At 39.4% G+C, this 13,546-nt stretch carries 10 protein-coding genes; 1 reads left to right on the forward strand and 9 read right to left on the reverse strand.

Translation table 11 applies throughout. The features are described 5' to 3' along the window. Nucleotides 1–7 precede the first annotated feature (7 nt). From G3567_RS01560 to G3567_RS01580, 5 genes are all read right to left on the reverse strand, one after another. On the reverse strand, nucleotides 8–2,641 hold the full coding sequence (locus G3567_RS01560) for a carboxypeptidase-like regulatory domain-containing protein (protein WP_164003462.1): 2,634 nt from the start codon (nucleotides 2,639–2,641) through the stop codon (nucleotides 8–10). Between the two features lie 37 nt (nucleotides 2,642–2,678). Further along, nucleotides 2,679–3,455, reverse strand: a complete 777-nt coding sequence (locus G3567_RS01565; protein WP_164003464.1) for a GLPGLI family protein — start codon at nucleotides 3,453–3,455, stop codon at nucleotides 2,679–2,681. Nucleotides 3,456–3,504: 49 nt separating this feature from the next. Further along, on the reverse strand, nucleotides 3,505–3,714 hold the full coding sequence (locus tag G3567_RS01570; protein WP_164003466.1) for a hypothetical protein: 210 nt from the start codon (nucleotides 3,712–3,714) through the stop codon (nucleotides 3,505–3,507). Nucleotides 3,715–4,069: 355 nt separating this feature from the next. Next, nucleotides 4,070–4,519: a nucleoside deaminase gene (locus G3567_RS01575; RefSeq protein ID WP_164003468.1), complete on the reverse strand. Its 450-nt coding sequence runs from the start codon at nucleotides 4,517–4,519 to the stop codon at nucleotides 4,070–4,072. Between the two features lie 155 nt (nucleotides 4,520–4,674). Then, nucleotides 4,675–5,430 (reverse strand): energy transducer TonB, encoded by a 756-nt coding sequence (locus G3567_RS01580; protein WP_164003470.1) that lies wholly within the window; start codon nucleotides 5,428–5,430, stop codon nucleotides 4,675–4,677. A gap of 443 nt (nucleotides 5,431–5,873) precedes the next feature. Here G3567_RS01580 and G3567_RS01585 point away from each other — a divergent pair, with 443 nt between their 5' ends. Continuing rightward, nucleotides 5,874–7,664 (forward strand): 1-deoxy-D-xylulose-5-phosphate synthase, encoded by a 1,791-nt coding sequence (locus G3567_RS01585; protein ID WP_164003472.1) that lies wholly within the window; start codon nucleotides 5,874–5,876, stop codon nucleotides 7,662–7,664. A 153-nt stretch (nucleotides 7,665–7,817) separates the two neighbouring features. Here G3567_RS01585 and G3567_RS01590 read toward each other — a convergent pair whose 3' ends face one another. The 4 genes from G3567_RS01590 to G3567_RS01605 form a co-directional block, all read right to left on the reverse strand. Beyond that, entirely contained in the window at nucleotides 7,818–8,552 is a 735-nt protein-coding gene (locus tag G3567_RS01590) for a metallophosphoesterase (RefSeq protein WP_164003474.1), read from the reverse strand. Nucleotide 8,553: 1 nt separating this feature from the next. Continuing rightward, the gene (locus G3567_RS01595; protein ID WP_164003475.1) at nucleotides 8,554–9,693 is read right to left on the reverse strand and encodes an ATP-binding protein; all 1,140 of its coding nucleotides are present in this window, start codon (nucleotides 9,691–9,693) and stop codon (nucleotides 8,554–8,556) included. Nucleotides 9,694–9,810: 117 nt separating this feature from the next. Beyond that, nucleotides 9,811–10,941, reverse strand: coding sequence for a hypothetical protein (locus G3567_RS01600; protein WP_164003477.1), 1,131 nt, complete (start codon nucleotides 10,939–10,941; stop codon nucleotides 9,811–9,813). An 11-nt stretch (nucleotides 10,942–10,952) separates the two neighbouring features. Next, a complete protein-coding gene (locus tag G3567_RS01605) occupies nucleotides 10,953–13,487 on the reverse strand; it encodes a TonB-dependent receptor (protein WP_164003479.1) in 2,535 nt (844 codons plus the stop codon). Nucleotides 13,488–13,546: the final 59 nt, after the last annotated feature.

Raw genomic sequence — 13,546 nt, forward strand, 5'->3', positions numbered from 1 at the left:
GCTGAACTTAAAATCTAAACTTGACATAGCCTACAAAAAAACGGGGGACAGCTCTATACACCAAATCTCCTCTTTGAAAGTTCGTGATGGAACTAAAGGTATAATTCTTTGTATTGAAAATATTTTGTGCATCGATTCCAAATACATAGGATTTTTGCTTCGGTCGATATTCTAAATTAAAGCTACTGGTCTGATAGATTTCTGAATTTACATCATAGATTTCATTCTTGAAATTTCCAAAAAGCCTATCGTAAAGCTTCAGAACAGTCTCAAGTTTAGCATTGTAAATGTTGTTAGTATTTGAAGACTTACCAATACCTCCAGAATTTGAATTTAAGCTTCCAGAAAATTTAAAGTTTAACATTCCATCCCAATACGTTGTCCCTCGGAAATAGTAATTATCACTCTCATTGGTCACTTCAAATAATTCACCATTCAAAACAAATGGATTTTCAAATCTGGTTTTGGTATACCCCAGCTTCAATGTGGCATCTATAAACTTTAAAAACGTGGTAAAACCAAGTCTTCCTATCAATAAACTTCCACCAGGTATGAATTGACGCTGTGATAAATTGAGTCTTTCACTTAGCAGATTATCGGCAGATAAGAGTTGTTCATAATCTGAATAAGATACTCCAGCTTCAATAAGAATTCGTTTTTTAGGTCTTGAAAAGATATAATTGAATGTATATTGGTTTCTAGTCAATTGCTCAAGCCTATTGACACCCAGAACTAAACTTCTATAATCTTGCACTATAAAATTCTGGTTGAGGTCGGTTAAACTCGGGAGCTGGTTAATTCGTTTGTACCGCAGAGAAAAACTGCCAACTTTAGTTTTTCTAAGACGTAGAACAACATTAGGATTAAAAAAGAGGAAACTTCCAGAATCTACATGGGTTCTCATGTTTACATGAGATACTTCTACATCCGCTTCAGCAATCAATCGATCGGGAATAAGGTCATACTGGGTTTTAAAATTAACAAAGGATTTGAATCTTGCTTCTGAATTTGATCCCGCTAGGCTATCGATTTCAGAAGAACCAAAGCCATTTTCCAGGTCTAATGAGCCGTAATTAAACTCTCGATCTTGATTTAAAACCCCTAGTTTTACAGCAAAACTGAGCTCGTTAAACTGAAAAATAGAACTGCCTTCCAAACCTTGATAAACCGTATTGTCATTTATTTCTGTTTGAAGTTGACTTGAGTTTTCTTCTTCAGCAATGGTGTGTGGTGAGATATTGAATTTTTGCCGATCTTGATTAAAACCCATAAACCCGTAAAAGCTTAGCGCTCCGTTCTTGATTTTCTTGGTGAGATGAATATTGGTTGATAAGCTTAAGTTGCGCTCATCCAAGACCTGAGCAATGCTTTCATTAGAATTAAAAAGCAACTCATGACTCACATCAGAATTGGTCGCTGACACATCGGTTTGAAACGTGATGAAATGGTCTTCATCTATAGAATGTTTAATTTCAAAATCGTTCTTTAGATTCAAATTTCGGGTGTCAAAGGCATTATCTTCCTGAAAATCAATAGCACCGTCTGGCAGAAAATAAGAGATCCTATTCCTATAATCACTGTTCAGCTGATCTGTGGTGACAAACAAAGAATTCCTTAGTTTGCTATCTCCCCAAATGCTTTTATTAGCCAATAAGTTATTGGAAAGACTTTGGTTCTCAATATAAAACTTGTCGTCGATTAATATAGAGCTTGGTCTCAAATTCAGAAATGAATTTTGATCCAGATTGAAATTCTCATCAAAATCATTAAACCCCATTTGCTGATATACATAATTGTCTAACTGTTCGCCGGCTTGCTTACCTATGGAGTTGAGGTTTCCTAAATCCAGAAACTTGATTTCTGGCCTGATGAGCCCAAGGTTAAGATCCGCTTCATAGCGACTGTCATTTCCTAACCCAGCTTTAGCAGCTCCAAACCAAATGGATTTGGCTTTGTCTTTTAGCTTTAAGTTGAGCACCACGGTTTCGCTATCCAGAAATTGTTTCAAGACTGGATTTTCACTATAGTTATTGATGATCTCGACTTTGCTTAAGACATCGGCATCCAGATTTTTGGAAATCACTTTATAATTTCTGTCGGCAAGATCATCTCCCTCTATCAGTATTTTTTGAATATTCTTGCCTTGGGCTTTGATGTTCCCATCCTCATCAATTTCAATACCCGGCAAATTTTGTAAAACATCTTCCACGGTTTGCTCCGTTTGATCTGTGAAAGCAGACACACGGTACGTTACCGTATCTCTATTGACTTTTATTTTTTCTTCTGTTTCCAAAACAACTGTATTGAGTTGTTCTATTTTAGGAGTGAGTTCAAAATTCTTGTTGACAGTTGACCTAGTATTAGGAATAATGATTTCCTGCGACTCATAACCAAAACTACTCACTTTGACGTAAAGTGAATCTGCCTTTGAGTCTACTGCTAATTCATACAGTCCTTCTTCTTTAGAATAAGTGTAATCTAAAATAGTTTTGGTGGGTGAACTTATAACGATACTAGATCCTTCTAGCGGTAATTTAGTTTCTTTTTCTAAAACTTGACCCTTTAATATAACCTCTTGAGCTTGCATATAAAACGGCAGAAGTGAACTTAAAAGGAGTAGTATGAAACGGGAATTTTTCAATTAATAAAATTTTGATTATAAAAATAGCAGGCTATTATCACTCTTCGATTTCGTAAACCTCAATATAACCCTCTGTTTTTTTAACCTTAGATGATGAGCTTGAAGCGCCAATATTTTCTGCTATCATCCTGCCCCCGTATCGAGCATTAATAAAAGCATTGATCAGGAATTCTTTTTGTTCTTCATTAGTAACCCAGGATGCATTGGGATTATCAACAGGTTTTAATAAATGAGTGTGTTTGGTGGGATACTCTATATTTTTGAAATACCAGTAAATCTCTTTATTGGTATCATAAGCTTCCAAAATTAGGCCTGGTAAGCCTACTAACTTCCATGGACCGTAAGGCAGAGGAATTTCTGATGTAAACCAAGCGGTATAATCTCGCCCTCTAAAATGAGCGGTTGCCTTCTGCACTTCATAGGTTCCTATCTTCTTAGTCTCCTCGGTAATCTTCCAAGGAATGTCTATATCATTATCTTTGACATATCTGAAACCTGAATCTCGTGAATACAAAATATTTTCTTTTGGTTTGTAATAGTATTGAAAGCCTTCAGGATTGGTCGCCACCGTAATTGAAAACCCACGTCCATCTCCTGTACGATAAGACTTTTGTTCCCAAATATTTCCTCCTTCTAAAGAATCTTTTTTCATTACATAAAGAGAATTATCTTTATCAAATACTAGCATAGTCTTAAAATCTGGACCAATTGGCACACCCATTCCAAAGCTTTCTATTTGTCCATAATTAACTATACCGGTTTGGGCTAAAACATTTAAACTAGTTAAAAACGTAAAAATTATAAAACACTTCATAATGATAAAATTAAGACTGGAGATTTCACCTCCAGTCTTTTGATTAATATTACTCACAAGAAGCCTTTAACTGATCTCTCAAATCTTCTTCAAATTCACAATCTACTGGCATTGAGTAATCAGCTATGTTATCTCCATCACAATCAACAGAGACAGTGCAACCATTTCTTGCAGTTACTTCGATAGAGTTTTCTTCAGCTGAAATAGTGTTTAAACTTAAGAATGGTAACATTAAAAATGAAATTAATAAAGTTTTCATGATATTTAAATTTTAAAAAATTAAACTGTTGCAATTTTAAATCTTGCCAGATTATTGAACATAGGTTAAAACCTAAGTAGAGTTCTCATGAAAAATTAATATACTTGTAGCGTCAGCGAGTATGAATTTTTCATGCTTGGTTTGTGAAATGCTTTTCTTCGGAGAAGCATTTCCTTTTTAAAAATTAGAAGAACATTGACATGATTTTTATATTGTTGCTCTAACCTAGAAAAAAAAAATCAACTATCATATCTTAAACTGTTATATTTTTAATGATAGGGTAAAATGTACGGTTAAACCGTAATGATTCGCAATATTGATAAATTTTAAAGTTCTTTTGAATTTAAAACGTAATTCAATTCAAATTCCGCTTCTCTATAAAAAAGGTCTTGAGCAGTTTGGAGGCTTCTTCCTGAAGTATTCCAGATTCCACTTTGGTTTTGGGATGAAGCTTTGTTTGCATTGCTCTGTAACCACGGACTTCATCTTCGGCAGCGAAGACCAGTCGAGACAACTGACTCCAGTACAAAGCCCCGGCACACATCTGGCAGGGCTCCAAAGTGACGTACATGGTGCAGTCCCTGAGGTATTTGCCGCCAATAAAATTAGCCGCCGACGTAATGGCTTGCATCTCGGCATGGGCGGTGACGTCGACCAAAAGTTCGGTAAGGTTATGACTTCTGGCAATGATTTGATTGTTATGGGTGATGATGGCCCCCACAGGAACTTCGCCTTTTTCCAAAGCCATATGGGCTTCTTCCAGGGCTTTTTTCATAAAATACGTATCGTCAAAAGGATTTAGCATAGTCAAAAATAGTATTTCTAAATCAAATGTTCTTACTTCCTAATCCAGGATAATGAAAATAACCACGAGGCACAAAGGTCATAAAGTTAGACTCTGTGTTTTCCGTGACTTTGTGGTGAAAAAAACAAAATAAGCTAAAACTAAATGAAAATAATTTATTCTATTATTTTGATAATAATGGATAAAGAAAACAATACACCCACCGGTCGACCCCGCTGTTCACCGGGCTTCATTTCAGGTAGCATTTTAATAACCCTTATGCCTTCAGCCTCTAATTTTGGGTGAGGAGCCCGTGCAGCAATATCAACGATAGACCCTGTATGATCGATCTTAAAGCTCATGAATACGCGATGTGTCCCGCTAAGTTTTAAATCGCTTGCGATATCCATATCAAATTTTTCATGCACAAATTCATTTACTTTCCGGTTCATGCATTCTTTTCGCTTTTCATTGCTTTTTAAGCCTTCACATCCAGGGAACACCGGCACGATTTCAATTACCGAAAAAGGCACATCTTCTATCTCTTCTTCTACATCTTCCACTTCTTCTACACCTATAACGTCTCCTGTTTCTGAAACTGATTTAACACTTACATTCTCATCTTGACTGGTTTCCGTAGACTGTATGTTCACCTCCTGTATGTCTAAATCATTATCAACAATTTTAATCGACTCCGGAGCAGGCGCCGGAAGGGCGGGCGGAGGCGGTGGACTGTTTTTGATTTCTGTTAGAGGTGCAGCCTCTTTTTCTATTACATTAAAATTTACAAATTCTATATCGGCTGATTCCTTTTTTAAAGTTTTCCGCTCTATCATGATAAGGGAGATCGAAAGGGATAGGATAAGTCCTATTTGAAAAAAGATAAGACTATACCTGGAGAGGTCTTTTTTTGGATTCTTTTTAATTTTCATAATCCTATCTTTAGAACTATCACTAATTTAGAGAAAACTGAAGTTTAAGTTTATGACAAAAATCAGGTCTTATAAAAATAATTTTCATATTCTAAACTATACTCACTTCAAATAATCTCTAGGTTACCTGTATCTCTGCGGAGAAAAACCACGGAGTCACAAAGTTCACAGAGAAAAGAATTTTTAGTTACAACTAAAATTTTGTGTTCTCCGTGACTCAGCCTCTCGTGAGTCTAATCGAAGAGGGTGAAAAAACCACAAACCCTGCCTGCGTTTCACTTTGGAAGACAGGTTCAGCATGACACCTAGATCAGGTTTTAAGTTCACTCCGTTTCACTCACCTCTCATCACTCAAAAACTCTAAGACTACTGGTTTTAAATTCCATTTGTTTTACTCACCTCTCATCGCTTAAAAACTCACAGACTATTGGTAACTTTGTCTCATGACTTTAGATTTGCTTTCTCACATACATTCACCTGAAGACTTACGTCAACTTGATGCTAGCCAATTGGAACACGTGGCTAAAGAATTGAGAGCGTTTATCATCGACGTGGTCTCCACCAAAGAAGGTCATCTCGGGGCCAGTCTTGGTGTGATAGAGCTGACCATTGCCTTGCACTATTGTTTTGAAACCCCAAAGGATTTATTGGTGTGGGATGTAGGCCACCAGGCCTATGGGCATAAAATCCTGACCGGGCGTCGTGAGCGTTTTGAGACCAACAGAAAACTCAATGGGATTTCTGGCTTCCCCAAACGTGAAGAAAGTATCTATGATACCTTTGGCACCGGCCATAGTTCCACCTCGATATCTGCCGCTTTGGGCATGGCGATTTCTTCTCAGCTGAAAGGAGATTTCCAAAAACAGCACATCGCTGTGATTGGGGATGCTTCCATAGCCTCAGGAATGGCGTTTGAAGGCCTGAATCATGCCGGGGTGACACAGGCTAACCTTTTGATTGTACTTAACGATAACGCCATCGGCATCGATCCCAGTGTTGGAGCGCTTAAAACCTACCTGACCAAAGCCAAAATCGGCAAAAAACCAAGTCAGGATAATATCATTGAAGCCCTCAACTTTCACTACGAAGGCCCCATCGACGGACATGATTTGCCTGAGCTTTTAAAAGCATTTGAAACCCTGAAAACCAAATCGGGCCCTAAACTTCTCCATGTCATCACCAAAAAAGGCAAAGGCTTAAAACAAGCCGAAGAAGACCAGGTGAAATACCATGCGCCCGGGAAATTTGATAAGCTTACCGGCGAAGTCCTCCCCAAAAACAATCAGGATTTGCCGCCAAAGTTTCAGGATGTGTTTGGACTGACGTTGCTGGAACTGGCACAACAGGATAAGGCCATTGTTGGTATTACGCCGGCGATGCCTACAGGAAGTTCGTTAAAATACATGATGGATGCGTTTCCCGACCGTGCCTTTGATGTGGGTATTGCCGAGCAGCACGCGGTTACCCTCGCTGCGGGCATGGCTACTCAGGGGCATAAAGTCTTTTGCGCCATCTATTCCACCTTTTTGCAGCGTGCCTACGATCAGGTGATTCACGATGTGGCTTTACAAAATCTGCCGGTTGTGTTTTGCATTGACCGGGCCGGACTGGTAGGCAACGACGGTGCCACGCATCATGGGGTGTTTGACCTGGCTTTTTTACGCTGTATTCCCAATTTGATTATTGCTGCACCTGCAGATGCTGTTGAATTAAGGCAGCTTCTTTATACCGCGACTCAAGATCTTCAGCAGCCGATGGCGATCAGGTATCCGAGAGGACGCGGACAGATTAAAGACTGGAAAACGCCTTTCGAAAAGCTGGACATTGGCAAAGGACGATGCCTTCAGGAAGGTTCTGATGTGGCGATTTTAAGCTTAGGAAGTATTTCAGGCAATGTATCTCAAAGCATTGAAGCTATTGCCCGCCTGGATCATGCAGGCGGGTTCAGCATAGCTCACTACGATTTGCGTTATCTGAAACCTTTAGATGAAAATTTACTAGAATCTGTTTTTGACAAATTTCAGCAGATCATCACCATTGAAGATGGAACCGTAAAAGGCGGATTTGGCGATGCGGTTCTGGAATTTGCCCAAACCCAGAATTACACGGGCCATATCCATAAGCTGGGCATTCCTGACCGGTTTATTGAACACGGGGACACCGATGAACTCTATGCCTTAGCGGGAATTTCTTCAGAAAAAATAAAAGAAAAGATTCTTTCGATCTTAACCTGAATTCACTACTAAAATCAATCGATTTTAAGGACAAAGCACTAGGCTTAGGGAAGCTTCGAAACTCCCTCAAAGAGGAAATTGACAGTCTTATCCCCTTAGGGGATTACAGGGTTTTTTTTCGAATGAGATAAATTGAACTAGTCTTATTCTCAGTTAATCCTGATTTCGGCCCGGCTCCTCCGGATATAACTCATACACGGCATCGCTCTGCCAGACTTTTTTAGTATCGACGTCTATAAGGCTCACAGGGCCTTTAAAGGCAGCACCTGTGTCTATATTCCAGACGTTGGCGAGATTCACCGGCTCGGTCTTTCCCATGCGTGTAGTAGGGGTGTGACCGATGTATATTTCCTTAAACAATTTTAAGCGATCGGGATAAAAATCATCCTGAGGAGTAAGTGACTTATCCAGCGCTTTCACCATTTCCCAGAGCGTCCTGTCCCAGTACACGGTGTTGGGATAAAACTCTGCTGAAGGGCCGTGCAAATTGGCAAATCCGGCATGTAAGAACAGACGGTTCTGCTCGTCGATGTGATAATTGGTCAGGCTTTCTAAAAACCGATGGTGCAGGTCTTTTATCGTAGAACTCACGTCTCGGTAGGCTTTTAAGGTACTTCCGCCGCCATGCTCAAGCCATTTGGTATTGGTTTTTCCGGTGCGAAACCAGTCCAGCACCAGGTCATCGTGATTGCCTCTTATAAAAATACACTCCTGCTCTTCTTTAAGCTGGATGAGGTAGGATAACAACTCGGGGGTTTCGCTCCAGCCGTCTACATAATCCCCAAGAAAAATCAAGCGGTCACCTTTAGTTACCTCTGCCCGTTTCAAAACCTGTTCTAAAGCGCGGAATCCTCCATGTATATCACCAATTGCCAGTGTTCTGCTCATCTTAATTGTATTTTATTTTTCGTAAAATTCTCATGTTGTCTTTTAGCCGTTCGTAGGCTTTCTTTTGAATCTGTTTCAGTAAGGGCTTGGCTTCTTCCAGCTTTTCCAAAGAATTCTCAAAGCCATTGAGGTAGGCGATAAGATAGATCGTGGACATATTGACCAGTTCTTTTTTTTCTGCTGAATTCAGGGGCAGCTTTTTGGTTAGCTTGTTCAACAAAGTATCGTTATGGTTAAGATAGTGTCTCAGTGTTTTTAAATCGTATTGCGGTGGCTGAAAGACCAATTGAGATTCGATGTCATAATGCATATTATCCCTGAACTGAATCGACACCTTTTCCAGCGGATAATACTTAAACTTATTTTGAAGTCCCAGCTGAACGTATTCTAAAATCTCGAACTTGTCCTCATCGTATTGAATTTCAACTTCATCCAGATCGGAATAAAAGAGTTTCACCTGTTCGTTGATCAACTGTATATTGACTCTGGAATAAAAGGTTTTCTCGCCAACAAGTTTAGGCTTGGCTGCCCAGCATAGTACAAAATATTCTTTAAAGACTTTGTATTTGGGGTTAAAATCCCGGCTATTCAGAATAAAATCATGAAAGCCATCCAGGGTTAATTCAATATTATTCTGAGAGTTTTGTTCTATGGCAGCGACTATTTCAGAATTGATGTCCTTTATTTCGATGTCAAACACCTGGGGCTTGCTGATGCTGCCTTCCCGCATAAAAACGGTTCCACCCCAGTATTTCCAGATGTTCTTTCTCAAGGCACAAATGCTATTATCGTTTTTGGGACGTATGGATACCAAACCCACGACTTTGTCTTCTGGTAAATGCGGAAATTGTACATTCTCGTAAGAAACAATCGGTGGATGTTCCAGATAGGCATTGACCAGATTCTGAATCTTGCTGTCATCAAAAAAATCGACGCCAACAATTCGGTTGTTCTCATCCTCAACCCCTATCACGATATAACTATTGCTTACAGGGTTGGTATTGGACAGAGAACAAACGTGTTTTAGGAATTTGGCCTTGCCCTCTTTGGAGCCAATATCTACCAGTAGTTTCTTGTCATAGAAACTATTCTCCCCATTGTGGGCAAGAAGGTTTTTGATAAGGAGGCGCTTGTTAATCATAGACTTGGCTAAAATTACAAGAAAAAACGCAACTTAACTTACAACGGATTTGAATTAATTGCAAAAAAAAACGAGACCCGTTGCGGGTCTCGTTTAAGAATAGAATAGGATGGTATGTTAAGCATCCGGATTGTAAATCCAGTTTCCACCTTCCTTGATTAAATAAACGGTTTCATTACCTGAAGTACCTGTGTATACTGCATAAGTTACAACAAACTTCTGACCATCTTCGGCATTAGGAACTTTACTGTCCAGTAATACGTTCATAGCTTCCAAAATCATGTCTTCGCTCCAGTAAGCAGGTCTTCCTTCTCTACGGTCAAAGTTAGCGTAGTTACCTGCACTTCCCGCTGGTTCTGGATATTTACCGGCTAAAGCATCGGCGATGATAGTAAAGTCATCTGCAGTCATTTCATATTTGATTGTATTGTCCGGAACCCAGGTTTCCCCGTTGTTACCAAACTGAAGTGTTTCAGGAACCACGTTGGTCAATAGCGTCCACATGTTATCCTGATAGATATAATTGGCAAACTGATACTTTACAGACCCATCATAATACTTGTATAAGACATGCTTAATTGTACCATCCACGATAACTTCGTCATAAAAAACAGTATTGTTTAGTAAAAGCTGAAGTTTAGTTTCTGCCTCGTCCTGGCTGTTAAAGTTATTGAATCTACCGTTACCCATTTCTTCATACTGTTCATCAGTTACTCTCATGGTTTCATTCCATTTTGAGCCATCATAGATGAATCCCTGAGTCCATGTATTTACAGATCCGTCATAAAACTTAAAGGTCAATAAAACGAGTTTGTCTTCTTCAGCGTCAGGATATTTAGTGCTTAAGAAGTCTTTAATATCACCGTAGTTATCGAAATTACCGAATCTTGAATACGGTTCATAGTCTTCACTGGTCAATGTATATCTGGCCGTATTATCTCTAACTCTTAATACGGGTTTATATAAATGGTAAGTGATAAGTGCCTGAGAACCCTTTCCCCAAAACGGGAACATGTCATTTAGCAAAACAGGAACCAGCTCTTTAGCCATGTCTGTATTGTTGAAGTTAGGAAACCTGAGGTCCAGAACATCCGTATAGTCTTCATCAACCAATGTGTACTCCACAGCGCCTACTACGGGCTCACTGTCAAGTTGAGCATTGATTTCATTTTCAATGTCTTCTACCGGCTCACAGCTTAAGATGAATAAGCTAAAAAACAAGCCTGCTAAGAGAGATATATTTTTCATTTTAATGTGTTTTAAAAGTTAATTTTAGTTCCTACTGTATACGTTCTCCCAAAACCATACCATACCAGAGCGTCTGAAGCCGTTGCAGACGAACCGTTTCTTGCATCAGCAATGTAATGCGTATCGAATAAGTTATTGACGTTTACAATGACAGTACCGTTTAAAGGTCCTAATTTATAGTTATGTGTTAAGCCAAAATCAAAAAGGCCATATTCTGGAACCTCCCAGGATTGCGGTGCATCTGGTGATGTCCTGGAGTTTGGGTCAAAATCTGCATAGAAATCTCCTGCGTAATTGTAATCTAAACGCAGGTTGGTTCCAGGAAATACTTCGTATTGAGAACCTAAAGCAAAGGTAGTCTGAGCGGCATCACCCACTTTTAAGCCTTCGATATACAAATCTATGGTTCTAACAAGTTTTTGTTCATCATCAAAAATCTGAACATCTGTCACGTTGTTATCCCAGGTCCAGTCTCCCAAAGAAACCATACCGGTGAATGTTAAACGATTCGTTGGCTTGTATCTAAAGTCCAGTTCGATACCCTGGTGAATCGCATTTACACCTAAGATGTTAGCAGAGCCAAAGGTATTGTCTGGATTCTGGAAACTTTGCGTTAAAGTTCTATCGTCCCAACGTGTGTGGTAGATATTTAAATTTCCAGAGAATTTGCTTGATCTGAAACCATAGCCAACTTCAGCACTGAATATTTTTTGGTTTTCAGCACCTTCGTTAATGTCATTTCTGAAGTTTAAGAAAGCTGCTCTAAAAAACGGTGCTCTTTCGAAGTAACCAATGTTAGCGAACACGTTTTGGTTATCATCTATATTGAAGTTAGCACCCCCTTTTGCAGAATATCCAAAAAAGTTCTGAAAGTCTGTTTCACGTTCAGGATCAGAATCCAGGTAATTGAAATAATCAATACGCTTGTAAGAGGTGTTTGAAGCTGCCAAAGATACAAATGCAGACAGGTCGTTATTGGAATACTCGGCCTGAACAAATCCACCTTCCCAAAGCACGATACCGTCATTCCAGTAGCTGATTTTCTCACCAACTTCAGCAGTATTTACCGGGTTATTCACGTCGGAATCGTCAAAATAAAACTGACCTCCCAATAAATCTTTTACTTCCTGGAAGTGTTTTCCTTCGTAATACCTAAGGTCAAGACCGGCTAATAATTTAATATCCTCGGTTAAATCTGTAGTCAACGTAGACAAACCTCCAAACCAAAGGTGGTCGTTTCTGGAATCTCTCAAGATTGTTTCAGAACCCAAGGCTCCACGTTGTACATTCTCGTCAACAATTTTATCAAAGTTTACAGGTTGAGCAAAGCCATCTCTGTAATCAGAATCCAAACCAAATTTATTTACACCGGAGAAACCACTTCCACCACCTGTACCAACAGAGGCATAAAGTGCGGTAGATAATTGTGTGTTTTCACTGATGTCCCAATAGTGGTTTAAAGACATTTGAGGCTTGTGATAAAAGTTGTCTTCCACACTCGTGACCTGGCCATTTTTGTAACCCCAGTCGCGGTTTAGTCTGATTCCTCTTTCACTTCTCTGGAAATCACTGATCAACTCTCTGTTTTGACGCTGACCGTGTCTTTGTGGTGCGCCAAAAGCTGTAAACGAAAGCTGATGATCTTCTCCTAAATCTTTAGCTATGTTTATAAAGTAGGAATAACCTTCGAACCAGGTTCCATCCACAAATCCATTACCACTTGTTTTAGAAGCTGAAACGGTAGCAGCCCAGCCATTGTCCATTTTACCGGTAGACACAGTAGCACCAAATTTTTGGTAACCATTATTTCCAGTAGTGGCAAAAAAGTTTCCGCCTTCTTCTGCATCCGTTGTTTTGGTAACGATGTTGATGGTTCCACCAATAGAAGGTACAGCAACTTTTGAAGCACCCAGACCTCTTTGTACCTGCATGAAACGGGTTACATCCGATAAACCAGCCCAGTTTGACCAGTAAACACGTCCGTTTTCCATATCATTGACAGGAACACCGTTAATCATCACAGCAATATTTTCAGAATTAAAACCTCTTAATCTCAGGTTTGCATCTCCATAACCTCCACCTTGCTTGGTCACATAGATACCCGGAGTCGATTTTAAAATCTCAGGGAATTCCTGACTTCCCAACTGAGTCTCAATTTCTTTAGACTTTAACGTAGATACTGCTACAGGGGTTTGACGATCTATGGCTAAGGAATAGGTAGTAATGACAATTTCCTCAAGGGCATTATCATCTTCTGCCAAAGTGATTTGTCCAACATTTACCTTGTTGCCAGTTACAGTAAAATCAACCTTAGTCGGTTCAAAACCAACATAGGAAATTTTAAGTGTCCCTGAATTTACATTAACGTTTAACGTAAATTCACCGTCAAAGTTTGTAGTTGTCCCAGTACCTGAGCCTTCAAGGATGACGTTGGCTCCTGGTAAGGGAGCATTCATTGATCCGTCAACAACTGTTCCGGTTACAGTGTTTTGCGCATAAGTACCTATCCCAATGATTAAGAATAAGCCAAGTAGCATTTTTTTCATTTGAAAGTGTTTTTTTGTTTTTAGCAGGTGCAAAGAAACTCAGATAAGACGTTCTAATA

This window comes from Psychroflexus aurantiacus (assembly GCF_010820555.1).
Lineage (GTDB): Bacteria > Bacteroidota > Bacteroidia > Flavobacteriales > Flavobacteriaceae > Psychroflexus > Psychroflexus aurantiacus.